The organism is Herbaspirillum sp. Her4, assembly GCF_057961335.1.
The window spans coordinates 3,981,947-4,005,820 of sequence record NZ_CM176330.1; the positions used below are offsets into that span (position 1 = coordinate 3,981,947).

Annotated in this window: 20 protein-coding genes and 1 pseudogene; 17 read left to right on the plus strand and 4 right to left on the minus strand. The window is 64.6% G+C overall.

From position 1 onward, the window contains the following. Positions 1-134: 134 nt before the first annotated feature. The 4 genes from ACWFUC_RS18065 to ACWFUC_RS18080 all read left to right on the plus strand — a co-directional run bounded on the left by ACWFUC_RS18065 (position 135) and on the right by ACWFUC_RS18080 (position 6,327). On the plus strand, positions 135-1,283 hold the full coding sequence (locus tag ACWFUC_RS18065) for an efflux RND transporter periplasmic adaptor subunit (RefSeq protein ID WP_489622903.1): 1,149 nt from the start codon (positions 135-137) through the stop codon (positions 1,281-1,283). Further along, positions 1,276-4,380, plus strand: a complete 3,105-nt coding sequence (locus ACWFUC_RS18070) for an efflux RND transporter permease subunit (protein WP_489622904.1) — start codon at positions 1,276-1,278, stop codon at positions 4,378-4,380. The genes ACWFUC_RS18065 and ACWFUC_RS18070 overlap by 8 nt, the downstream gene beginning before the upstream one ends. Then, entirely contained in the window at positions 4,358-5,863 is a 1,506-nt protein-coding gene (locus ACWFUC_RS18075) for an efflux transporter outer membrane subunit (RefSeq protein WP_489622905.1), read from the plus strand. Before ACWFUC_RS18070 ends, ACWFUC_RS18075 begins: the two co-directional genes overlap by 23 nt. 74 nt (positions 5,864-5,937) lie before the next feature. Continuing rightward, positions 5,938-6,327 (plus strand): hypothetical protein, encoded by a 390-nt coding sequence (locus ACWFUC_RS18080; protein WP_489622906.1) that lies wholly within the window; start codon positions 5,938-5,940, stop codon positions 6,325-6,327. A 3-nt stretch (positions 6,328-6,330) separates the two neighbouring features. Here ACWFUC_RS18080 and ACWFUC_RS18085 read toward each other — a convergent pair whose 3' ends face one another. Then, the gene (locus ACWFUC_RS18085) at positions 6,331-7,257 is read right to left on the minus strand and encodes a LysR family transcriptional regulator (RefSeq protein WP_489637251.1); all 927 of its coding nucleotides are present in this window, start codon (positions 7,255-7,257) and stop codon (positions 6,331-6,333) included. Between the two features lie 206 nt (positions 7,258-7,463). On the opposite strand from ACWFUC_RS18085, the gene ACWFUC_RS18090 reads away from it, so the two are divergent. The 7 genes from ACWFUC_RS18090 (at position 7,464) to ACWFUC_RS18120 (ending at position 14,604) form a co-directional block, all read left to right on the plus strand. Next, a complete protein-coding gene (locus ACWFUC_RS18090) occupies positions 7,464-8,582 on the plus strand; it encodes a porin (protein ID WP_209569751.1) in 1,119 nt (372 codons plus the stop codon). A gap of 90 nt (positions 8,583-8,672) precedes the next feature. Further along, on the plus strand, positions 8,673-9,725 hold the full coding sequence (locus ACWFUC_RS18095; protein ID WP_489622907.1) for an ABC transporter substrate-binding protein: 1,053 nt from the start codon (positions 8,673-8,675) through the stop codon (positions 9,723-9,725). 78 nt (positions 9,726-9,803) lie between these two features. Further along, complete coding sequence (locus ACWFUC_RS18100; RefSeq protein WP_489637252.1) at positions 9,804-10,664, plus strand: ABC transporter permease; 861 nt, start codon at positions 9,804-9,806, stop codon at positions 10,662-10,664. After that, a complete protein-coding gene (locus tag ACWFUC_RS18105) occupies positions 10,661-11,440 on the plus strand; it encodes an ABC transporter permease (protein ID WP_121045541.1) in 780 nt (259 codons plus the stop codon). Before ACWFUC_RS18100 ends, ACWFUC_RS18105 begins: the two co-directional genes overlap by 4 nt. 12 nt (positions 11,441-11,452) lie before the next feature. Further along, on the plus strand, positions 11,453-12,466 hold the full coding sequence (locus ACWFUC_RS18110; RefSeq protein WP_489622908.1) for an ABC transporter ATP-binding protein: 1,014 nt from the start codon (positions 11,453-11,455) through the stop codon (positions 12,464-12,466). Between the two features lie 35 nt (positions 12,467-12,501). Then, positions 12,502-13,470, plus strand: a complete 969-nt coding sequence (locus ACWFUC_RS18115; protein ID WP_034332010.1) for a nucleoside hydrolase — start codon at positions 12,502-12,504, stop codon at positions 13,468-13,470. A gap of 54 nt (positions 13,471-13,524) precedes the next feature. Beyond that, positions 13,525-14,604, plus strand: coding sequence for an adenosine deaminase family protein (locus ACWFUC_RS18120; RefSeq protein WP_489622909.1), 1,080 nt, complete (start codon positions 13,525-13,527; stop codon positions 14,602-14,604). 12 nt (positions 14,605-14,616) lie between these two features. Here ACWFUC_RS18120 and ACWFUC_RS18125 read toward each other — a convergent pair whose 3' ends face one another. Further along, positions 14,617-16,338 (minus strand): methyl-accepting chemotaxis protein, encoded by a 1,722-nt coding sequence (locus ACWFUC_RS18125; protein ID WP_489622910.1) that lies wholly within the window; start codon positions 16,336-16,338, stop codon positions 14,617-14,619. Between ACWFUC_RS18125 and ACWFUC_RS18130 the strand changes: the two genes are divergently transcribed. From ACWFUC_RS18130 to ACWFUC_RS18145, 4 genes are all read left to right on the plus strand, one after another. Continuing rightward, positions 16,331-16,549 (plus strand): hypothetical protein, encoded by a 219-nt coding sequence (locus ACWFUC_RS18130; protein WP_489622911.1) that lies wholly within the window; start codon positions 16,331-16,333, stop codon positions 16,547-16,549. The genes ACWFUC_RS18125 and ACWFUC_RS18130 overlap by 8 nt on opposite strands. A gap of 113 nt (positions 16,550-16,662) precedes the next feature. Continuing rightward, complete coding sequence (locus ACWFUC_RS18135) at positions 16,663-17,928, plus strand: multidrug effflux MFS transporter (protein WP_489622912.1); 1,266 nt, start codon at positions 16,663-16,665, stop codon at positions 17,926-17,928. Positions 17,929-17,994: 66 nt separating this feature from the next. Further along, positions 17,995-18,198: a hypothetical protein gene (locus ACWFUC_RS18140; protein WP_039785818.1), complete on the plus strand. Its 204-nt coding sequence runs from the start codon at positions 17,995-17,997 to the stop codon at positions 18,196-18,198. A gap of 207 nt (positions 18,199-18,405) precedes the next feature. Further along, on the plus strand, positions 18,406-19,725 hold the full coding sequence (locus ACWFUC_RS18145) for a hemolysin family protein (protein WP_489622913.1): 1,320 nt from the start codon (positions 18,406-18,408) through the stop codon (positions 19,723-19,725). Between the two features lie 67 nt (positions 19,726-19,792). On the opposite strand, the pseudogene ACWFUC_RS18150 reads toward ACWFUC_RS18145, so the two are convergent. Both ACWFUC_RS18150 and ACWFUC_RS18155 read right to left on the minus strand, forming a co-directional pair. Then, positions 19,793-22,185 (minus strand): annotated as a pseudogene (locus tag ACWFUC_RS18150) (DNA polymerase II). 79 nt (positions 22,186-22,264) lie between these two features. Next, a complete protein-coding gene (locus ACWFUC_RS18155; RefSeq protein WP_489637253.1) occupies positions 22,265-22,675 on the minus strand; it encodes a hypothetical protein in 411 nt (136 codons plus the stop codon). A 29-nt stretch (positions 22,676-22,704) separates the two neighbouring features. Between ACWFUC_RS18155 and ACWFUC_RS18160 the strand changes: the two genes are divergently transcribed. Further along, on the plus strand, positions 22,705-23,514 hold the full coding sequence (locus tag ACWFUC_RS18160) for a lysozyme inhibitor LprI family protein (RefSeq protein WP_489622916.1): 810 nt from the start codon (positions 22,705-22,707) through the stop codon (positions 23,512-23,514). 140 nt (positions 23,515-23,654) lie between these two features. After that, the gene (locus ACWFUC_RS18165; RefSeq protein WP_166675067.1) at positions 23,655-23,861 is read left to right on the plus strand and encodes a hypothetical protein; all 207 of its coding nucleotides are present in this window, start codon (positions 23,655-23,657) and stop codon (positions 23,859-23,861) included. Positions 23,862-23,874 lie beyond the last annotated feature (13 nt).

Sequence of the window (23,874 nt, forward strand, 5' to 3'; positions counted from 1 at the left end):
GCCCCCTATCATAGCGACGTTTTCTGCAGCGCGGCCCACGGCGACGGCCCGGCGGCGCGGCTGCAAGACACAGCGGCGACTTCGCCACGCGGACACCCGTCCCTCCCCCCAACCGCACAGTCCACGGTGCCACCATGAAAACCAGAATCTCCACGCGCAGCGGCGTCCTCGCCCTGCTCGGCGCAGCCGCTTTGCTTGTCATCGCCGTACGCGGCACCCTGCCGCTCATGGCCGGCGAGCTCAAGCCGAATCCGGCCGCCAGTCCCACGCTAACCCACGAAGGCGAGGCCATCTTCGTTCCTGCGGGCTCGGCGCTGCGCAGTACCCTGAAAACCGCCACCATCGAGGCCCGTCCGATGGCCATCCCCTTCAGCCTGCCGGCCGTGGTGGAAGCTGATCCCGCCAAGCTGGCCAGGATCCTGCCGCCGACGACCGGGCGCATCGTGCTGCTGCACAAGCGCCTGGGCGATGCGGTCAAGGCCGGCGAAGTCTTGTTCGAAATCGATTCCTCCGACCTGGGCCAAGCCGTCAGCGATGCCCGCAAGGCGCAGGCAGCGGTGCAGCTCGCACGACGCAATCTGGAACGCCAGCGCAGCCTGGACCAGGCCAACATTTCCGCGCGGCGCGACCTGGAACAGGCGCAGAGCGACTATGAGCAGGCCGACAGCGAAGCCGCCCGCGCCCAGGCGCGCGTGGCCGCACTCGGCGGCACAGCCAGCAGCAGCGGTGCCGCGCGGCTGGCGGTGCGCTCGCCCGTGACTGGCCACGTGATCGAACTCAACGGCACCGCCGGCAGCTTCTGGAACGACGCCACGGCCTCGGTGATGACGGTGGCCGATCTGTCCTCCGTCTACGTCACCGCCAGCGCCCAGGAGAAGGACCTGGCGCGCCTGCGTCCCGGCCAGGATGCCGATCTGACGCTGGACGCCTATCCCGGCCAGGTGCTGCCATCGAGGGTGCAATCGGTGGCCCAAGTACTGGACCCGGATACCCGCACCGTGAAGGTCCGCATGCGCGCCGCCAATCCCGATGAACGGCTCAAGCCGGGCATGTTCGCCCAGGCCACCCTGCACGAGCGGTCCCGGCCCGGTCTGCTGGTGCCCATGACGGCGGTGGTGCAAAGCGGCTTTGCCAATCGCGTCTTCGTGGAAGTGGCCCCGTGGAAATTCGCCGCCCGCAAGGTCAGCCTCGGCGCGCAGATCGGCGATGCGGTCGAAGTGACCGCCGGTCTGGCATCGGGCGACCGCGTCGTCACCCAGGATGGAGTGCTGCTCAATGATTGAACGTCTCGTCAACCTCTGCTTCCAGCGCCGCGGCATCGTCCAGCTGGTGTTCCTGCTGGCCGCCCTGTACGGCTGGTATTGCTGGAACCAGCTGCCGCTGGAAGCCTATCCCGACATCGCCGACGTCACCTCGCAGGTGGTCACCCAGGTCAACGGCCTGGCCGCCGAAGAGGTGGAACAGCAGATCACCATTCCGCTGGAGCGCCAGATCATGGGCACGCCGGGCATGCACGTGATGCGCTCGGAGAGCACCTTTGGCCTCTCGCTCATCACGGTGGTCTTCAACGATGGTGCCGAAGACTACTGGTCGCGCCAGCGCCTGCAGGAGCGCATCGCCGCCGTCAGCCTGCCCTATGGCGCGCAGCCGGGGCTGGATGCGCTGACCTCGCCCATCGGCGAGATCTACCGCTATACCCTGCAATCAAAGACGCGCGACCTGCGTGAACTCTCCGAGCTGCAGTTCTGGAAGGTGATCCCGCGCCTCAAGCAAGTCTCCGGCGTGGTGGATGTGTCCAATTTCGGCGGGCTCACGACGCAGTTCATGCTGCAGCTGGATCCGGCCAAACTGGTCAAGTACAACACCTCGCTGAGCCAGATCAGCCAGGCCATCTCGGCCAACAATGCCAATGCCGGCGGCAGCATCATGAAACGCGGCGAACAGGGCCTGGTCATTCGCGGCGTCGGACTCATCCGCAGCCTGGACGACCTGGGCAATATCGTGGTGTCGCAAAAGAATGGCGTGCCGGTACTGGTCAAGGATCTGGGCCAGGTGGTGCTGGGCAACCAAGAGCGCCATGGCGTGCTGGGCATCGATGGCCAGTCCGATGCCATCGAAGGCATCACCCTGCTGCTGAAGAACGAGAATCCCTCGCGCGTGATGGAAGGCGTCCATGCGGCCGTGCAGGACCTCAACGAGCACATCCTGCCCAAGGACGTGAAGATCGTGCCCTACATCGACCGCAGCAAGCTGGTGGACGCCACCGTGCATACGGTCGGCAAGACGCTGGTGGAAGGCATGCTGCTGGTGTCGCTGGTGCTGCTGCTGTTCCTGGGCAGTGCGCGCGCGGCGGCCATCGTGGCCATGACCATTCCGCTGTCGCTGCTGACGGCCTTCATCCTGATGCATCATTTCAAGATCCCGGCCAACCTGCTGTCGCTGGGGGCGATTGACTTCGGCATCCTGGTCGATGGTGCCATCGTGCTGGTAGAAAGCGTGCTGCGCCTGCGCGAAGAACGTCCGCAAGGCGAGATTACCGGTGCCGACATCCAGCAGCTGATGCGCCAGCTGGCGCGGCCGATCTTCTTCGGCATGCTGGTCATCATCATTGCCTACCTGCCCCTGTTCGCCTTCCAGCGCATCGAGTACAAGCTGTTCGCGCCGATGGCCTTTGCGGTCGGCTTCGCCCTGCTGGGCGCGCTGCTGGTGGCCTTGCTGCTGACGCCCGGCCTGTCCTGGCTGGCCTATCGCAAGCCGGTGAAGATTTTCCATAACCCGGTGCTGGCCTGGCTGGAGCCGCGCTACCGCCAGGTGCTGGGACGACTGGTCGGCAAATCCCGCTTCGTGCTGGTCGCCACCGCCCTGACCCTGGCCGCCATCGGCGTGCTGGAAGCGACCATCGGGCGCGACTTCCTGCCGTATCTGGATGAGGGCTCGATCTGGCTGCAGGTGCAATTGCCGCCGGGCGTGTCGCTGGACAAGGCCAGCGAGCTGGCCGACCGGCTGCGTGCCGCGACCCGCGAGTTTCCCGAGGTCGAGCACATCGTGACCCAGGTGGGCCGCAATGACGATGGCACCGATCCGTTCACGCCCTCCCACATCGAGGCTGCGGTGACGCTGCATCCCTATTCCGAATGGGCTTCCGGCTGGACCAAGCAGGAACTGATCGCGCACATGGCCGAGCGCTACAAGAAGCTGGCCGGCATCGATGTCGGTTTCACGCAGCCCATGATCGATGGCGTGCTGGACAAGCTTTCCGGCTCGCACAGCGACCTGGCCGTCAAGATCTACGGCAACGACTTCGGCGAGATGCGCGTGCTGGCCACGGCCGTGCAAGGCGTGCTGCAGGACGTGCCGGGCGCGGCCGACGTGGTCATCGACCAGGAGCCGCGCCTGCCCCAGGTGCGCGTGAATGTGGACCGTGCTGCCGCCGCCCGGCTGGGCATCAACGTGGCCGACATCATGGCGCTGATCCAGACCGGCATCGGCGGCAGTCCGGTAACCCAGGTCTTCATCGAGGAACGCAGCTACAACGTGGCTGCCGTCTTCAATGGCCGCGCCCGCTCCACGCCCGAGGCGCTGGGCAACCTGACGCTGGTGGCCGCCAACGGTGCGCACATCGCGCTGTCGCAGGTGGCGCACATCAGCATGGAAGATGGCGAGACCACCATCACCCGCGAGATGAACCGCCGCCACCTGACGGTGCGCCTGAACCTGCGCGGCCGCGACCTGGCCTCCTTCCTGGAGGACGCCAAGGCACGCATCGCGCAGCAGGTGCAGTACGACCACGGCCGCTACCAGATCGCCTGGGGCGGCCAGTTCGAGAACCAGCAACGCGCCCAGGCGCGCCTGGCGCTGATCCTGCCGATGGCGCTGGCCCTGATGTTCGTGCTGCTGTTTGCCGAGTTCAAGAACCTGCGCCAGCCTGCGCTCATTCTGCTGTGCGTTCCGCTGGCCACGCTGGGCGGGCTGGTGGCGCTGCATCTGCGCGGCATGACGCTCAACGTGTCCTCGGCGGTGGGCTTCATTGCCCTGTTCGGGGTGGCCGTGCTCAACGCCATCATCATGATGTCGAACCTGAATCGCTGGGTTGCCCGGTCCGGCCTGCCGTTGCGCGAAGCCGTCATCAGCGCTGCGCTCGAACGCATGCGGCCAGTGCTCATGACCGCTACGGTTGCCGCGCTCGGCCTGGTCCCGGCCGCCATTGCCCACGGCCTGGGCAGCGACGTGCAGCGGCCGCTGGCCACGGTAGTGGTGGGCGGCCTGATGAGCGCCACCCTGCTGACCCTGGTCTTGCTGCCCGCCTTGTACTACCTGGTCGAATCGAAGCTGGCGCGGCCTGCGCAAGCGCCTTCCGATGACCCTGCCAACGCCCGATGAGGATGACTTCACCATGTTCCTGACTCCTGTCACTCCCCGCCTGCTGCGCTGGCCCTGCCTGGCCTGCAGCACCGCGCTCGCGCTGACCCTCGGCGGCTGCGCCGTCGGTCCTGACTTCAAACAACCCGCTGCCCCGACGGTCAGCAGCTACACCGCCGAGAAGGTGGAAACCACAGCGTCTCTCGATGGCCAGCATTTCGTGGCCGGGCAGGATGTGCAGGCGCAGTGGTGGAAGGTCTTTGGCTCGCCGGCGCTGGATGCGCTGGTCGACCAGGCCCTGGCCCACAACGCCGACCTGGAAGCGGCGCAGGCCGCCCTGCGCGCGGCGCGCGAGTCCGCCGCAGCCCAGGGCGGCGGGCTCTGGCCCAGCGTGGACCTGCATTTCATGCCCACGCGCCAGAAGGTCGCCGATACCCTGGCCAGTCCGCTGGCCGACAACAGCTACATCTACAACCTGCACACCGCCCAGCTCAATATCGCCTATGCCCCGGACATCTTCGGCGGAACACGCCGCCAGATCGAGGCGGGCCGGGCGCAGGCCGAGGTGCAGCGCTTCCAGCGCAATGCCACCTACCTGACGCTGGTCTCCAATGTGGTGCTGGCCGTGGTCAACGAAGCGGCGCTGCGTGAGCAGTTGCAGGCCGCTGAACAGGCCGCCACACTGGCTGCACGGCAGCTGGAACTGGTGCGCCAGCAACGCGCGCTGGGGGCGCTGGGACTGGCTGACGTGGCGGCCCAGGAAAGCCTGCTGGCGCAGGCCCAGGCGGCCTTGCCGGCCCTGCGCAAGCAACTGGCCCAGCAGCGCGACCAGATCGCCGTGCTGGCGGGACGCTTCCCCGGGGAAGGCGGCAGCCCGCAACTGCCGCTGTCGGCCCTGACTTTGCCAGCCGAACTGCCGCTGAGCCTGCCGTCCACGCTGGTCCAGCAACGCCCCGACGTGCGCGCCGCGCAGGCGCAACTGCAGGCGGCCTCGGCCCAGATCGGCGTGGCCATCGCCAACCGGCTGCCCAGCTTCAACATCACCGGCACCATCGGCAGCTCGGCGCAGGAGTTCTCCAAACTGTTCACCTCGGGACCCGGCTTCTGGACCTTGGGGCTGGACCTGGCCACGCCCCTCTTCCACGGCGGCAGTCTGCAGCATCAGCAGCGCGCGGCCGAGGCCGGGCTGGATCAGGCCGGTGCGCAGTACCGCAGTGTGGTGCTGGGCGCGTTCCAGAACGTGGCCGACACCTTGCATGCCATTGCTGCCGATGCCGACGGGCTGGCAGCTGCCACACGCGCCGAGAGCGCGGCCCAGCGCAGCTTCGATGCCGCGCAGGCGCAATGGAAGGCCGGCATCGCGGGCTATCCGCAGGTCCTGCTGGCACAGCAGAATCTGCTGACGGCCAGCCAGTCGCGTGTGCAGGCGCAAGCCGCGCGCCTGGCCGATACCGTGGCGCTGTTCCAGGCACTGGGTGGCGGCTGGTGGCATCAGGACCTGTAACAGCGCACACCACGACAATCTCACGGAGGGCGCGGCCGGCATGCCGCCGCTCTCCGTCATCCGGAGACCCCATCATGAAACTGCCCCCGACCTCTTTGCTCGTGCTGCTGAGCACGCTGGCCCTGACGGCCTGTGCGTGGACGCCATCACCTCCGGCCCACCGAGCCAGCAACACGCCCGGTGTGGTGGAAGGCTTCGTCGATCCGGACACGCCGGCCGACCAGTTGCCACCCTGCGTGGCAAGACAACTGGCCAAGCTGCGTGGCGGCACGCGCTTTGCCGCCATCGGCTATCGCCATTGGGCCAGCCATTTCCATGGCACCGCCTACACCGCGCTGGCCGACGGCACCGCTTTGCAACTGCATCAGAAGGTGCTGATTGTTCCCGGAGACTGCAATCGCGGCGAGCTGGCGCAACTACTGGAACCGACCTGGATTCCCGTCATGAACAACGCCACCCCGTAATGCTCAGAACCAGTGATTGGCCTGCTTCAGATCGCTGCGCAGCTCGCGGAAGCAGTGATCGGTCCAGTGGCTGCGGCTGACCTCATTGCGGCGCATGAGAACGATCTTGCGTTTCAGGGTCGGCTGCCGCAGCGGGGCCACGTGCAGGCTGTCATCGCGCAGATACGTGGTGTAGAGGCTGGGCATGATGCCGATGGCAATACCCGAGCGCACCACGCCGTAGAGTGATTCGCTGTGCACGACCTGATAGCGCCGCGAGGATGCCAGCCCGTGCTGCATCAGCGCTGCGGAAGCAAATTCCCATACGCTGCCCTGGGTGAACAGCACGATCTCTTCCCCCGCCATCTGCCGCCACTGCACCTCCTTGGCCCCCCACAGCGGATGGCGGCGCGAGACGATCAGCACCAGCTCATCTTCGAACAGGGTCACCGTCTCCAGCGTCTGCGAGGACAGCGAATCGGGCGGCTTGATGCCCACGCAGAAATCCAGCTTGCCCGAATGCAGCGCGTCCAGCAGGGCATCGTTGGGCATGTCCTGTAGCAGAATTTCCACATGTTCGTCATGCGCCTGGTTGTAGCGCGCGATCACCGCCGCCGTCAGCGTCACCGCCGAGGGAATCGCCCCGACCCGGATGCGATGGCGACCGGTGCCGATGGCGTGCTCGATGTCGTCGAAGATGTTGCTGGCCGTATTGAGGAGATGGCGGGCGTATTCCAGCACCACGCTGCCCTGCGCGGTCAGGCTGATCTGATGCGTGGTACGGTCGAAAAGCCGCGTGCCGAGCTGGTTCTCGAGCTGCTTGATGGAAGCCGACAGCGCCGGCTGGGTCACCGCCAGGGCATCCGCAGCACGGCTGAAGCTGTTGGTGTCGGCCAGTGTGACCAGCGCCTGCAGATGGCGCAGGGTGACTTTCTGATTCAGTTTGATCATGGCAAGCCCGCAAAACAAGTTGGCAATCCCCCAGTCCATGCAGAATCAGCTGACGGGAAACGCCGCATCGTTATAAATTGAATTTATGAAATTATAAATATAAACAAATTATATTATTTAACGTCTTGTCCTATCCTCCACACCGTTCGCAGCACATTCCAACAATGAACGGTCGCAAGGCCATCTTCAATACCACAGGGGCAGGCATGAAAAAACACTGGATGATAGGCGCGCTGGCCATTCCGGCAGCGCTGGCAGGCGCACAGGCACAGGCGCAGAGCAAGGTCGAGATCTACGGTCTCATCTCGGGCGGCGTCGGTTATCTCACCAACCAGGGCGGTCCGCACAACTTCGAGGCACTCTCGGGGACCAACCAGAATCCGCGCATCGGCTTCCGCGGCCAGGAAGACCTGGGCGGCGGCACCCGCGCCATCTTCACGCTGGAAAACGGCTTCAACATGATGACCGGCGCGGCCTCGCAGAGCGGCCGCCTGTTCGGCCGCCAGTCCTGGGTCGGCCTGGCCTCCAACAGCATGGGTACCGTGACCCTGGGCCGCCAGTACGAAGCGGTCAAGGACTACCTGGGTCCGGTGGTCATCGCCAGCAACGGCGTGCACATCGGCGACAACGACAACGGCTACAACAACCTGCGCGTGCAGAACTCGGTCAAGTATGTCAGCCCGATGTTCAACGATTTCAACGTCACCGCCTTGTATGGATTTGGCGAAGCCGCCGGTGATGCATCGGTCAACCGCGTCATGAGCATCGGCTCCGGCTACAAGGGCGGCAACTTCCGCTGGGCCGTGGCCTTCACCCAGATGGACCAGCCCAACAGCACCAAGAGCCCTGATGGCGCCATGGGCAACGACTACGCCAGCTCGCTGCTGATCTTCAACAAGAGCGCGGTCAACAGCTCGGCCGGCGTACGCCGCCAGCGCATCGCCGGTACCGGCGGTTTCTATACCGTTGGCAAGACCGACTTCGGTGCCATGTACAGCAACGTCAAGTACGAATACCTGGACAACACCAGGCTGACACTGCAGAACTTCGACATCAACCTGGTGCACCACTACACGCCGGCCCTGAACCTGGGCGCGTCCTACTTCTATACCACCGGCAAGTACGACACCATCAACAAGAACCCGAAGTGGCACCAGATCAACCTGCAGGCGGATTACTTCCTGTCCAAGCGCACCGACGTGGCCATTACCTACAGCTACCAGCTGGCGGCAGGTGATGCGACCAAGGCCACCATCTTCGGCTTCCCCTCGTCCAGCGACAAGAAGCAGGCCGTGCTGATGCTGGGCATGCGTCACGTGTTCTAAGTTTCATCTGCTCTCCCCCGGCCTGGCCAGTGGCTCCCGCGCTGGCCGGGCCTACAATATGCAGTCTTTTTACCGGTATCAAGGATCGCCATGTTCAAGCCCGCTCGTTGCTCTCGTCCCCTCGCCGCCCTGGCCATGACCGGCCTCGGCCTGTCCCTGCTGGCGGCCCCGGCCCACGCGGAAAAGCGCACGCTGGTGCTGTCGGCGTATCCGATTTCCCAGCCGCTGTTCAACAAGCTGGTCTATGCGCCCTTCAAGGAAAAATGCGGCTGCGAGATCGTGGTGGAAACCGGCAACAATGCCGACCGCATCGCCAAGCTCGACGCCCGCCGCAACAATCCGGTGGTGGACCTGGTGCTGCTGTCTGACTTCGGCATGCTCGAAGCGGCGCGCAAGGGCTTGGTGCAGCCGCTGGACTATGCCAAGCTGAAGAATTACAGCCAGATCTATCCCTTCGCCCGCAATCCCATCGGCGGCAATTACGCGGTCGGCTACACCATCTATTCGGTCGGCCTGGTGTACCGCAGCGACAAGACGCGCGCTCCGCAATCCTGGAAAGACCTGTGGAGCCCCGAACTGAAGGGCCGCCTGGCGCTGCCCGACGTGAGCACCACGCAAGGCCCGCTGGCCCTGCAGATGGCTGACCTGGCCTGGGGTGGCAAGGGCGGCGACTATGTCGCCGGCATGCAGAAGATCCTCTCGATCAAGAACAACGTGGTGACCTTCACCAAGAACAGCGCGCAATTGTCCTCGCTGTTCGCCCAGGACGAGATCTGGGTGGCACCGGTAGCACGCTTCACCTGGTCGCAACTGATGAAGACCGGCATGCCGCTGAAATGGGCCATCCCCGCCGAGGGCCAGGCCGCCGGCATGAACGTGATGGGCATCGTCGCCAAATCGAAGAATGCCGACCTGGCCTACCAGCTGATGGACTTCTGGCTCTCCAAGGAGGTGCAGACGGCCCTGGCCATGGAACTGGTGGATTCGCCGGTCAATACCCAAGTCGTGCTGCCCAAGGACAAGGCCGAATTCAATACCTATGGCGGTGAACACATTGCCTCGCTCAAGTTCGTCAAGCCGGAAGACCTGCTGAAGTACCGCTCGGGCTGGCTGGAACAGTGGAACAAGGGCATCAGCAAATAAGCGAAATCCTTCATGTCGTGGCGATGCCTGCCGGGTGCAGTGCGCCGCCCTTTTCTTTCCGGACCCCGTTAGCGCCCCATGCTCGCCTCTTCCAAATCACGCCTCGGACTGATGCTGGTCACGCCTGCGCTGATCTTCACATCGGTCTGTTTCCTGCTGCCGGTGGCGGCTTTGCTGCTGGATGCCTTCCGCATCGGCGGACCCGACAGCCTCGATGGCGGCCCGCTGCAATGGAGCCTGGCCCGCTTCGCCGATTTCTTTGCCGAGCCGCTGCACCTGCAGGTGCTGTGGCGCACCCTGCGCATTGCCGCCCTGGTGACGCTCTGTTCGGCCCTGCTCTGCTACCCCGCCGCCCAGGCCATCGTGCGCGTGCATGCGCGCTGGCGCGGGCTGGTGCTGGGCATGATGATCCTGCCCCTGATGGTCTCGCCCATTGCGCGCACCTATGCCTGGATCGTGCTGTTCGGACGCAATGGCGCGGTCAACGCGGTGCTGTTGCATCTCGGGCTGACCGATGAGCCGCAACGCCTGCTCTTCACCGAGATGGCGGTCTTCGTGGGCCTGCTGCAATTGCTGTTGCCGCTGATGCTGATGTCGCTGGTCAGCGCCATGGAAAACATTTCCGCCGACCTGGCGCTGGCCGCCTCCACGCTGGGCGCCAATGCCTGGCAGGTGTTCACCCGCGTGACCCTGCCGCTGACGCAGGAAGGCTTGATCGTCGGTGGCACCCTGGTCTTTACCGGCAGCGTCACCGCCTACGTCACTCCGGCCCTGCTGGGCGGACCGAAGGTCCTGATGCTGGAAACCCTGCTTTACCAGAAGGTCAGCGCGGAAAGTGATTTCGGCACCGCCAACGTGATTGCGGTGATCCTGGTGGCGATGACGCTGGCCGTCAACGCCGGTCTCAAACGCATTGCCGCTCCCCGGAGGACGACATGAAACAAGGACTCTTCCCGCGCGTGGTGCTGTGGGCCGTGATGCTGTTCCTGCTGGGCCCCTTCATCATCGTCTTCCTGGCCGGGTTCAGCGGCGGCGAAACACTGGCCTTCCCGCCGCCTTCGTATTCCCTGCGCTGGATCGTCTCGGTGCTGCAGGCCGATGAATTCCGCCAGGCCTTCGGCACCAGCCTGCAGATCGGCTTGCTGGCGACCGTGATCGCGCTGCTGCTGGGCGTGCCGGTGGCTTATGCCATGTCGCGCATGCCGCCGCCGGGCATGGCGGTGATCAAGCAGGTGCTGACTTCGCCGCTGATCATCCCGGCCATGCTGGTCGGTCTGGGCCTGTTGCGCCACTTCGTGCTGCTGGTCGATGCGCCGGTGTTCCTGGGCCTGCTGATCGGCCACGTCGGGCTGCTCACGCCCTATGCGGTGCGGGTGGTCTATTCCAGCTTGGCCAACCTGCGGGTCGATATCGAGGAAGCCGCCATCACGCTGGGGGCCACGCGCCTCCAGACCTTCCGGCTGGTGGTGCTGCCCAATATCCGGGGCGCGGTGATTGCGGCCTTCTTCCTGGCCTTCGTGACCTCCTTCAACCAGGTGCCGGTGTCGCTGTTCCTCACCGGCCCGGGCATCAGCACCCTGCCCATCGAGATGCTGGGCCACATGGAAAACAGTTTCGATCCCTCCATTGCGGCGCTGTCCACGCTGCTGGTGCTGTTCACCATGGCCTTCGTGCTGGTCACCGAGAAGGTGCTGGGCATTTCCAAATACATGTGATGTGAGAATCTGATGAGTTACCTGAATCTGCAGCAAGTGGCGCTCGGCTACGGCAACGCCAGGACCGCCGTGGAAGGCCTGGACCTGGCCGTGCAACGTGGCGAACTGATTTCGCTGCTGGGCCCCAGCGGCTGCGGCAAGACCACCACCATGCGCGCCATCGCCGGCCTGATCGACCTGCGCGCCGGGCGCATCACGCTCGATGGCCGCGACATCAGCCGCCTGCCGCCCAACAAGCGCGACATCGGTCTGGTGTTCCAGTCCTATGCACTGTTCCCGCACCTGAACGTGTTCGACAACGTGGCCTTCGGCCTGCGTCTGCGCAAGGTGCCGGCCGCCGAACTGCGTCAGCGCGTTGAGAAGGTCATCGCAGCGGTCGGCCTCGCCGGTTTTGAGGCGCGCTTGCCGGCGCAGATGTCGGGCGGCCAGCAACAGCGGGTGGCGCTGGCGCGCGCCATCGTGATCGAGCCCAAGCTGCTGTTGCTGGATGAACCGCTGTCCAACCTCGATGCCAAGCTGCGCGTGCAGATGCGCGCCGAGCTGCGCCGCATCCAGCGCGAACTGGGCATCACCATGCTCTACGTCACGCACGATCAGGATGAGGCGCTGGCCATGTCGGACCGTATCGTGGTCATGAACAGCGGCAAGATCGAGCAGCTCGATACACCCGAGCAGCTCTTCAATGCGCCACGCACGCGCTTCGTGGCCAACTTCATGGGCTTCGAGAACCTGTTCGATTATCGCGACGGCCAGTTGCACGGCGCGGCGGGACAATTGCCGCTCGCCGGCCTGCCCGCCAACACTGCCTGCGCCGGCTGGCGAGTACAGCAGGTGCAGGTCGGCAGCGGCCCCTACGAAGGTCGCGTTCTTTCGCGCGGCTTCCTCGGCGAGCATGTCGAATACCTGCTGCAGACCGCCCTGGGCGAGGTACGCGGCATGGCCCCGGCGGCGCAGGCATTGGCACGTGAAGGCGACACCGTCCGCTTCGACCTGCCGGCGCAGGACGCGCTGGCGCTGGCCGCCTGAGCCGTTCCCCTGGACCCTTGAAGAAGAAGACAAACATGCACAAGATCTGGCTCGATACCGACCCCGGCTTTGACGACTGGCTGGCCATGCTGATGCTGTCGGCCAACCTCGAAGTGAACTGGCTGGGCGTCTCCGTGGTGGCAGGCAATGCCCCGCTGGTCACCACCTACGACAATGCGCTGCGGATCAAGCAGCATTACCAGCTCGACGTGCCCGTCTATGCGGGCTGCGAGCGACCACTCGCCGGCGCCGTGGAAACCGCGCAAGCCATCCTCGGTGAATCCGGCATGGCCACCACCGGCGAGGCCCTGCCCCAGGTTGACATCGCCGACCTCGAAGCACGCCAGTCGCGGCAACTGCAACGCGACCCGCTGCCGCATGCGGTGGATGCCATGATCGAGGCGATCCGCCTGCATGCGGGCGAGATCACGCTCATGTGCATCGCCCCGCTGACCAATGTAGCCGTGGCCCTGCAGCGTGCGCCCGAGATCGCGGGTATGGTCAAGGAAATCATTCTCATGGGCGGCTCGGCCGACCAGGGCAATCACACCGCTGCCGCTGAATTCAATATCTATGCCGATCCGGAAGCGGCCGATGTGGTGTTCCGCTCCGGCATCCCGCTGCGCATGTTCGGCCTGAACCTGTGTCGCCAGCTGCTGGTGACCGCCGCTGAAGTGCAGCAGGTGCGCGCCTTGGGCACGCCGCGCGCGAAGTGGCTGGCGGGCTACTTCGATGCCTACCTGCGCATCCGCAGTCCCGACGGATCGGTGCCGATGCCGATGTATGACCCGGCGGTGGCCATCTGGCTCAAGCGTCCGGAATTGTTCAGCTTCCAGCCGGCACGGGTGGACATCGAATTGCAGGGCCGTCTCACGCGTGGCATGACCGTCTGCGAATTCCGCGTGCCGCGCCGCGCCCCGGCCAACACCGAGGTCGCCATGACGGTCGATGGCCCGCGCGCCATGCAATGCATGATGCAGGAATTGCTGGGCAGCCTCTCCTGAAGATGGCGCCCTCCCAGCAGACCGGCCCCGGCCCTCTCCACTGATTTGCGTTTCATGACCTTCGACAACCAACACCAAGACGACACCGGCCCGCTCACGCTCGAACAATTCGTGCGCGCGCTACCCAAGGTCGAACTGCATTGCCACCTGTTCGGCGCGGTGCGCCGCGAGACCTTCAGCGATCTCTCCGCCCGCGCCAGTCATCCGGTCTCGCCGGAAGAGATCGAAGCCTTCTATACCCGTGGTGAAAAACCGGTGGGCGTACTGCGCGTACTGCGCGCGCTGGATGCCGAGCTGATCCGGCAGCCCGACGATCTCTACCGCATCACCTACGAATACCTGCAGGATGCCCACGCCCATGGCGTGGCCTGGAGCGAATTCTTCTGGAATCCGACCGGTACGGTGCGCGTGTCCGGCATCCCCTATGCCGATGCGCAGGACGCCATCGTGCGCGCCATCGTCGATGCCGAACGCGAGATCGGCATCATCGGCCGCCTTATTCCCAGCATCGACCGCGAGGCCAGCCCCGAGGAAGCCGTGGCCATGGTGCAGTGGATGCTGGCGGCCCGCGTCCCGCAGGTGCCGGGCATCGGCATGGATTACCGTGAGAACGACCGCCCGCCGGAACTGTTCGAAGCCGCCTACCGCCTGGCGCGCGAAGCCGGCCTGAAGACCACCGCCCATGCCGGTGAATTCGGCATGCCCTGGCACAACGTGGCCACGGCCATCGACCTGCTGCAGGTGGACCGCATCGACCACGGCTACACCATCGTCGACAATCCCGATCTGATGCAGCGCTGCATCGGCCGCGGGCTGGTCTTCACGGTGGTGCCGACCAATTCCTACTACCTGCGCACGCTGCCCCCGCAGCGCTGGGCGCAGGATCACCCGATTCGCCAGATGCTGGCGGCCGGGCTGCGCCTGCATCCCAACACCGACGATCCGACCTTGCATCTGGTGACCCCGACCGGGGCCTGGATGATGATGCTGCAGCTCGGGGCCACGGTGGAAGACTTCCGGGACTTCATGCGCAATGGGCTGGATGCGGCCTGGATGGATGAGGGCTTGCGCAGTCAGTGGCAGCAGGCCTGGAGCGAGCGCTATGATCAATTGCGCGGGCGCCTGCAGTCCTGATCGCCGGGAGCATCAACGGGACATGTCGATGACCAGCTCACCCTCGCTGGTACCCTCGCCGGTCTCCAGGCGGAAGCGAGCCATCAGTGCGGCCATGCGTTCGGTCGCCAGGCGCATGGCTTCTGCGGCGGCTGACGATTGCTGCACCAGCAGCACGTTGCGCTGCGTGGCCTGATCGATGGCGCTGACCGACTGGCTGATGCGGCGCGCCCCGGCCGATTGCTGGCTGCTGGCGCTGGCCACCTCGCCGATGAGCTGATTGAGCCGTCCCACCTGCGCCACTACTTCCTGCATGCTGCGACCGGCCGTTTGCGCGCGTCGGCTTCCTTGATTGATGCGCGCCATCGCATCGTTCAGCAAGACCCTGATCTCCTGCGCCGCATCGGCGCTGCGGCGGGCCAGCTGCCGCACTTCATCTGCCACCACGGAAAAAGCCTGGCCATGGGTGCCGGCATGGGCCGCCTCGACTGCTGCATTCAGCGCCAGCAGATTGGTCTGGGAGGACAGGCCATCGAGTTTGGCCACGATCTCTTCGATACGCCCGGCCGCCAGGTGCACCGCGTGCATGTTGCCGACCATCTCGCTGACCGCCACGCCGCCCTCCAGCGCCGCTTGCGCCGCCGACCGGGTCAGGCTGCAGGCTTGCTGCGCGCGGTCGGCGCTCTGCTGCACGGCCTGATTCAACTGTTCCATGGCGATAGCCGCCCGCTGCAGGGAACCGGCCTGCTGGGTGGCCCGTCTGGTCAGATTGAGCGCCCCCTCGGCGATCTCCCCGGCGGAACCCCGCATGACCCGCGCCCCGTGCCTGACCTCCCGCACCAGATGGCTCAAGCCCTGGCGCATGTCTTGGAGGGACGACAGCAGTTGCCCGGTTTCGCCCTGGAAGCCCCCATCGATGCGTCCGCACAGATCGCCCTTGGCCACCCGCGAGGCCACCTGGGCCGCCTGCGACAGCGGACCGGTCACCAGCCGGTACAGACTGGCCACACTCACTATCATCACCAGCAGCAGCAAGCCGCCCACTGCGGCCACCACGGTATCGAGCCGCTCCCTGGCCTGGCGCGCCTGCAGGATGTCAGCCCGGGTGCGGGTGTCCAGCATGGCCTGCAGTGCTTCCAGCGGGCGCATCATGGCGGCTCTCGCCAATTCGTAGCGCGGATCGTGGAGCAGGCGGCGAGCCTGTTCCAGCGAGTCTTCGCGCAGGGCCGCATCAATCAGGACGCGGTCCCGCGTATGCCGGCGCACCAGTTCCATGGCGCGCAACTCGATGGCCAGTACCGCACCGGACCGGCTGCGCACTTCCTCCACCTTCGCCATCTCGTCGCGGCTGAAGCCGGCCTGCTGCATCAGCTCGCCAAGCGGCACGATGACAGCGCTGTCCGGTCGCGGCGGCCGGCCATCCGCATCCACCAGGTCCCAGTAGATGCGCTCGTAGTGTTCCGGGCGTGGACGGCGGCCGTCACGGATTTCCGCAATGGCCTGATATTGGCGTTCGGCCTGGTATTCACCGGTAGCCACGAAGCTGCGCGCCAGGCGGCTCAGGTCGTCGGCACCCTGGCGCAGCTCGGCCACCAGCCGCTGTGCCTGTTCGCGCCGCTCATTGGCGATAGCCACGCGGTCTTCGGCTTCCGACGCTGCCACTGACAGGGCAATGAGCAGCGCCAACAGCAAGGCGACCACCACGCTCAAGGCGGATACGATCTGCCGCATGGAAAAATATTTGTAAATGGACATGCTCCCCTCGCTGATTCGACTGAAGATGCCGTGCCCGGGCCTGCGCGCCTGGCGGCGGCGTCTCGGCGGGAACGGCAAGCGGACGATACGTCGGGAGCCCGTCCTTGTGCGCGAGGGGCCAGATATGCTGAACGAATCTCAAATTACTTCGTTTTTTATCTCGAAATTATTTGAATTTCTCTCTAAAACTATCCGTTTACTTGCCAAATAATTCGTCTCTTTTTTCTACTATCGGAGACAGTCTTCCAACGAAAGAGCGAGCGCCAGCAGAAAAACGCACCAAGGTTCACAATAGCGGTCTTTGCCATGCAGCATCCGCTCTCCATGAACCCTGTCAGTCCCGCCACACGGCCTGTGCCGCGCCATCCGCCGAATCACCCTAAGTTCCTGCTGTTCCTGATCTGTGCCTTTGCCTCGGCGGGCCAGCTGGCCATCGACTTGTACGTGCCGGCCCTGCCGCAGATGGCGATCGACTACGGCACCTCGGCCCAGGCCATCCAGACCAGCGTGACCGGCTACCTGATCGCCTACGCCTTCGGCCAGCTGGCGTTCGGACCGCTGGCCGATGCCTGGGGCCGCAAGCGCGTCCTGATGCTGGGGCTGGGCCTGTTCACGCTGGGATGCGTGCTGACGCTGCTGGCCCCCAACCTGGAAACCTTCGTCGCGGCACGGGTGCTGCAGGGCTTCGGCATTGCCGCCACCAATTTGCTGGCCAAGGCCATCATCACCGATTCCTTTGTCGGGCAAACCCTGGTGCATGCCTACACCTACATGGCCATTGCCTGGGGCCTGGCACCGATCATTGCACCGGTGATCGGGGCGCACCTGCAGGAAGCCTTCGGCTGGCGTTCCTGCCTGGTCTTCCTGCTGCTGTATTCGTTCGCGATGTGGGCCATCCTGTGGCGCTATCGGGAAACTTTGGCCGAGCCGGTGTACCTGCATCCGGCCACCCTGCTCAAGAATGCGCGCATGGTGCTGGCCAGCCCGGTGTTCCAGAGCTGTTTCCTGGCCCAGGGGCTGTGCTACAGCATCCTGCTGGTGTTCAACATCGTCGGTCCCTTCATGGTGCAGAACACGCTGCGCCAGCCGCCGACCTTCTTCGGCTACCTGGCGCTGGCGATCGGGATGATGTATTTCCTGGGCGGCATCTCCAACCGCATCCACCATCGCCGCCTGCCCTCGGCCGAACAGCGGCTGCGCATCGGGGCGCGGGTGATGACGGCGGCGGCCTTTGCCATGCTGGCCCTGGCCTTGCTGGTGGGGCTGACGGTGTGGACCCTCATCACGCCGGTGCTGGTGATGGCCTTCTGCGCCGGGGCCATGTATCCCACGCTGATGGCCAAGGGCAATTCGATCTTTCCGCACATTGCCGGACTGACCAGCGCCATCCTGGGCTTTGCGCTGCTGCTGGTGTCCTCGGGCATGATGGGGCTGGCCGGGTTCGTCTCCATCCACAGCCTGACGCCGCTGGCGGTCTTCTTCTGCATCGTCGGCCTGACCGTGATTGCCATGGTGGGCAAGCTGCTGCAGCACCTGCAGGTGCCGGCGGCTGCGGCGACGTTGCAAGTCAGACCATCAGAAAAAACCTGATATCCGCCGCCTCCCGGCAGGCATACGATGTGGCCATCGACACTGATTCATTCCCGGGAGGACCCCATGGCCATCATCCAGACCTTGCTGCACTACGGTAGCTATCTCGCCGCGTTCTACGCCGTTTATCTGCTGGCGGGCAGCCTGGCGTTCGGGCTGGTGCTCTGGCAGAAGGTCTACGGCAAGGCGCAGCGCCAGCCGGTGCCGGTGCGCGTGCGTGTGCATTCCGAGCGGATGGACGGACGCGAGCGCGATTCGTATTACCGCTGAAGCGTGAATACAGTGATGCGTCGAACGTAGACAATCGCTGTTCGCCTGCAGGTCAGCCAAGGGCTGGATTCGTGGAATCCGGCCCTTTGTCTTTGGCCCCCAGGCAAGCCGCGCCCCCCTTCGTCACCGGGAATCCGCCCATCCGGTTGAGCTGCATATACAATGCACTTTCCTCAACAACCGGAACCGACGAGTGGTTCCTTCCCGATGGACATACTCATCATCCTTGGATTGGTCATGCTCAACGGCGTATTTGCCATGTCAGAGCTATCCATCGTCTCATCCAAACGCGTCCGTCTGGAGACGCTCAGCAAGAACGGCAGCCGTGGCGCACGAGCTGCGCTGGAGCTGGCTGACAATCCGAGCCGCTTCTTGTCGACGGTTCAGGTAGGCATTACGCTCATCGGCATTTTTACCGGTGCCTTCGGCGAAGCCTCGCTGGTGACTCAACTGATGCCGCATGTCAGCAGCCTTCCTGCCTTGGCCCCCTATGCCCGGGAAATTTCTCTGGTCATCATCGTGATGGGCATTACCTATGCCTCTATCGTGCTGGGCGAACTGGTTCCCAAGCGTATCGCGATGCAGTACCCGGAAGCGGTCGCCACGCTGATTGCTCCCATGATGCGGGGTCTTTCCCGGGCGGTAGCACCTTTCGTCAAGATACTTTCCGTGACGACCGATGCCATCATGCGGCTGCTCAGATTGCAGGTGGCCAGGGAAAACCGTCTCACCGAAGAGGAGATCGCTGGGCTGATCAAGGAAGGCGCGCATGCGGGCGTCATCGAGCAAACCGAGCATGACATCGTGGCGCGCGCCCTGAGGCTTGACGATCAGCGCCTGGGCGGGCTGATGACGCCACGCAATGATCTGGAATTTCTTGATCTGGATGCTCCGCTCGCCACTACCCTGGCCAGAATTGCCGACAGCCGGTTCACCCGCTTCCCCGTGTTCAAGGGCAAGCGGAACAATGTCGTAGGCCTGCTCCACTGCGGCGATCTGTTCGAGCAAGCCATCCGCGCCAACACCTTGTCAGGCATCGATCTCGAACGCGCACTCAAGCCGGTACATTACGTCCCTGAATCCATCAGCGCCATGGACCTGCTGGAGGTGCTGAAAAAGGACAGGATGGAACTGGCGCTGGTCGTGGATGAGTATGGAGAGATCGAGGGCATGGTCACCCTGAACGACTTGATGGCCGCGCTCGTCGGTGATGTCTCCCTCATGGATGATGGCATCGAGGCCGATGCCAATCAGCGTGAAGATGGATCGTGGCTGATGGATGGCGGCGTCTCACTGGACCGTTTCCGCGAGCTGATGCAGACCGAAACGCGCTTTCCAGGTGAAGCGTCCGGCAGCTTCCATACCTTGGCAGGGTTCGTCCTGAACCACTTCGGCCGCCTCCCCCAGGCATCGGACTACTTCGTATGGGACCGCTTTCGCATCGAGGTCGTCGATATGGATCGCCAACGCATCGACCGCTTGCTGGTGTCCGTGGCCGAACCTTTGCCGACGGGCGCGCAACGATAGAAGACGATAGCGTGCGTATCCCATTGCCGGAGGGCGGCACCCTGATGAGCGCATCAGGGATGCCGCTTCAGAACAACTCCTGCTGCGGCGAGGTTACCGCCGCAAAACTGTCGCCCACGAAGACAAGGATGGCATCGGCCACCGGGGCCAGCTGGCGTTCCAGGTAATGGCCGTAGTCGATGGCGGCGCGGCGTTTTTCCAGGGGTTCCGGTCCGGCCGTGGTCATGACGTAGTTGATCCAGCCACCTTGCTGGTATTGCAGCGGACGCCCGCCTTCCTCGTTGACCTGGTCGGCCATGCGCGCAGCGCGCACGTGGGGCGGGACGTTCTTTTCGTAATGGTCGAGCTGGCGGCGCAAGCGCTTGCGATATACCAGCAGATCATCCAGCCGCCCGGCCAGCAGGTCGGCCACGTAGCCGGTGATGAAGTCGCGGTAAGGCTCGCCACGGAAGATGCGCAGATACAGTGCCTGCTGGAACCGCTGCGCCAGCGGCGACCAGTCGGTGCGCACCGTTTCCAGCCCCTTGTAGGTGACCTTGTCCTCGCCTTCGCTGGTTCGCACGTAACCGGCGTAGCGCTTCTTGCTGCCGGTCTCGGCCCCGCGCACATGCGGCATCAGGAAACGCTGGTAATGCACCTCGAACTGCAGTTCCAGCGCGCTTTCCAGCTGATACTGCCCGGCCAGATGGCGACGCCACCAGTCATTGATGCGCGCAGTCAGCTGCAGACCGATCTGGCGCGCCTCGTCATCGCCATGCGGCCGGCGCAGCCAGACGAAGGTGGAATCGGTATCGCCATAGATGACTTCGTAACCCGCCTCCTCGATCAGCTCGCGCGTGCGATGCATGATCTCGTGCCCGCGCCGGGTGATGGACGAGGCCAGGCGCGAATCGAAGAAGCGGCAGCCAGTCGACCCCAGCACGCCGTAAAAGGAATTCATGATGATCTTCAGCGCCTGCTGCAACGGCTTGTTGCCCTGGGCCTTGGCGGCTTCGCGCCCCTGCCAGATCTGCTCGATGATGGCCGGCAGGCTGTGGCTGCGGCGTGAGAAGCGCGCGCCGTTGTAGCCGGGCACGGTCTGTAGCCGGGCACGGTCTCGCTCTCCTCCGGCTCATTCAGGGTGCCATCGACCAGCCCGACCGGGTCGATCAGGAAGCTGCGGATGATGCTGGGATACAGGCTCTTGTAGTCCAGCACGATCACCGAGTCATACAGCCCCGCGCGCGAATCCATCACGAAGCCGCCCGGACTGGCCAGTGCCTCGGCATCCCCGAGATTGGGGGCGACGTAGCCCTTGCGATGCATGTGCGGCAGATACAGATGCGTGAACGCCGCCACCGAACCGCCACTGCGGTCGACCTGCAAGCCGGTCACGCTGGCGCGTTCCAGCAGGAAGGAGAGAATGTCGGTCTTGGCGAAGATGCGCGTGACCAGTTCGCAGTCCTTGAGGTTGTAGGTGGCCAGGGCTGCCTTGTCCTCGTTGAACATGCGATCGATCTCGTCCATGCGCTGATACGGCGTGGCAATGGCCTTGCCTTCGCCCAGCAGCGATTGCGCCACGTTCTCCAGACTGAAGGACGGGAAATTCCAGAACGCACCGCGCAGGCTTTCAATGCCGTCGATCACCAGTCGGCCCGCTGCGTTGACCAGCAGGTGATTGGCGCGCATGCCGTGTTCGCGCCACTCAAGCGTCCGTCCGGCGCGGCCCAGGCGCAGCGTGGTGTGGTACTTCTGCGCCTGCTTCTGCAGCACGTTGAGGTCGAACTGCACCAGGTTCCAGCCGATGAGCGCATCCGGATCGTGGCGTGCCACCCAGTCATTGAGGCAGTCGATCAGTTCCTTGCGGCTCTGGCAGAACTGCAGTGCGAAATCCACCGACGCCACCGCACCACTGGGCGGCCCCAGCGCATAGACGCTGCGCTGGCCGCAGCCTTCGATGGCGATGCTGTAGAGCTCGCCCTCCCAGCTGGTTTCGATATCCAGCGACGCCAGCCTGAGCGGCGGACGATAGCCCGGCAAGGCACGAATGCGGGCTTCTGCCAGCACCCCGTGCCCATCATCCACGCCCTGAAAGGCCAGCGGGGCATTGATGAAACGCTCCACCAGATAACGTTCGGGCGGACGGATATCGGCTTCATAGACACTGATGCCAGCGGCGATCAGGGTCTTCTCCATCTTCAGCAGCTTGCGGTACTGGCGCGCATACAAGCCCAGCACCGGGCGCTGGCTGACATCCTTGAGATGTTCCAGCGCACGCAGTTCCATACCGGGTTCGCGGGCGATCAAGGCCTGCACGCGTTCGGCCTCGGCTTGCGGCACGAAGGCCACCGCTGTCTGCGGCGGCAGGCGCAGGCATTGCGGACCGTCATCAGTGGCCACCCACAGCTCGATCTCCACCCCGGCCGGGGTATCGCGCCAGTGCCGGGACAACAGGAAGCCTGCGCGTTCGCCTGGGCGCAAGGCGGTGGAGGAAAGAGGAGCGGCTGAGTCGGTCACCGTCAATAGCGGGCTGGTGCGGATGGAGACGGGATTGTAGAACTCATTTCATCAATAGGCGAGAGTGCGAGCGAGTCCCGTTTGGGATGAAGTGCAAGGCGCGAATTTGGGTCAAGACTGGGCGTCTTGACCCAAATTCGTAACGCAGCAATTCGCCCAAACGGGCCGCTCCCTCCGGGTTCTGCCCAGAAAGGGCGCTGGCCGCGTTGCGCTCCTTGCGTGTGGCACCGCCACACGACGCGTCGCGCGCCTTGCCAGCGCCCTTTCTGGGCAGAACGCATCTCACGCCTATTGATGAAATGAGTTCTACTTGGATGTAGGCGAGCTTGCGCGACTGCGCACGGGAAATTGTGAAGAACGGCCAACATGCTTTTTCAGCTGCAAAGATTTTAAAAAAATTCCGTTTCTTCTCCGCGTTTTGGGCAGCCCATGGCAGTGCGATGCTGGCGCCCATCACGTCCCCGCAATACGGAGAGTCTCGCCATGAAAACCCTGCCCCTCATCCTCCTGCTCAGCAGCGCCAGCCTGTTGGGTGCGCTGGAACTACCGTCGGCGCGTGCCGCCAGCTTCGACTGCAGCAAGGCCGGTTCGGCCAATGAAAAGACCATCTGCCGGGATGCCGAGCTGTCCGCGCTGGACGATCAACTGGGCCACGCCTACCGCCGCGCGCGCCAGGCTGCAGCCGATCAACGTGCCTTCCGCACCGCCAGCGATGCGCAATGGCGCTGGCGCGAAGACAACTGCCGCGACCGCGCCTGCCTGCTGGCCTGGTATCAGCGTCGCCAGACCGAACTGGAGGCGCAAGCCGCACCGGCCATCGCAGCGGCCCTGCTCACCGCCAAAGGAAATGCGACTTCGCCTGCGCCCGCCCTGCTCGCAGTGCCCCCTGCCCAGGCCCCGCTTGCGGCACCGGCCGCCCCGGGCTTGCGGCTGGGCCTTGACGCGCGCCAGATCGACCACCTGGCGCCGGCAGGCAGCACGCCCTGGCCGCATTACGCGCGGGCCGAACGCGGCCAGTATTTCTATCGCGACCCCGAGGCCGGCGAGACCCAAGCGCTGGTGGCCGTGCGCTATTACGGCATCGAAAACGGCCAGTACATCCTGGAAGCCGTGCGCGGCCAGACCGTGCTGCGCTACACCTGCAGCGCTGACTGCCGCTACATCGCACAACTGGCCCTGCCGGGCGACGTGGAAAAGGATACGGTGATCGTCAGCAATGACCGCGCCTCCCTGCCTGGACTGATCGTGAGCGATGCGGTCAACGGCTTGCTGGCACCGGTGCAATCGCGCTAGCGCGGCGTCACGGATGAGATTGCGTTCTTGTCCTACACGCCTTTGCGAAGGCGGATGACAGGCAGGAGAACACGCCAGCGGCATACTGCGCAACATCGAGCATGGTGCGCATGCTCCCCTTGCCCTGGCGAGAAGCTCCTATGAAGAAAATCGAATTCGACGGTTACCTGCTGGTCTATCAGGCCGATGATAGCGAAGGCCGCTGGAAAGGCTCCTACGCGATCCTGAAGGATCGTGCAGAAATCACCCGGGGCTCCCTGCCCCTGTCCGCCCATTCGGAGGACGAAGCCGTCGGCGAGATTCTGGCAGCCGCGCGCCGCCAGACCAGTCTTGCCATCGCGGCCTAGGTTCTCACACCAC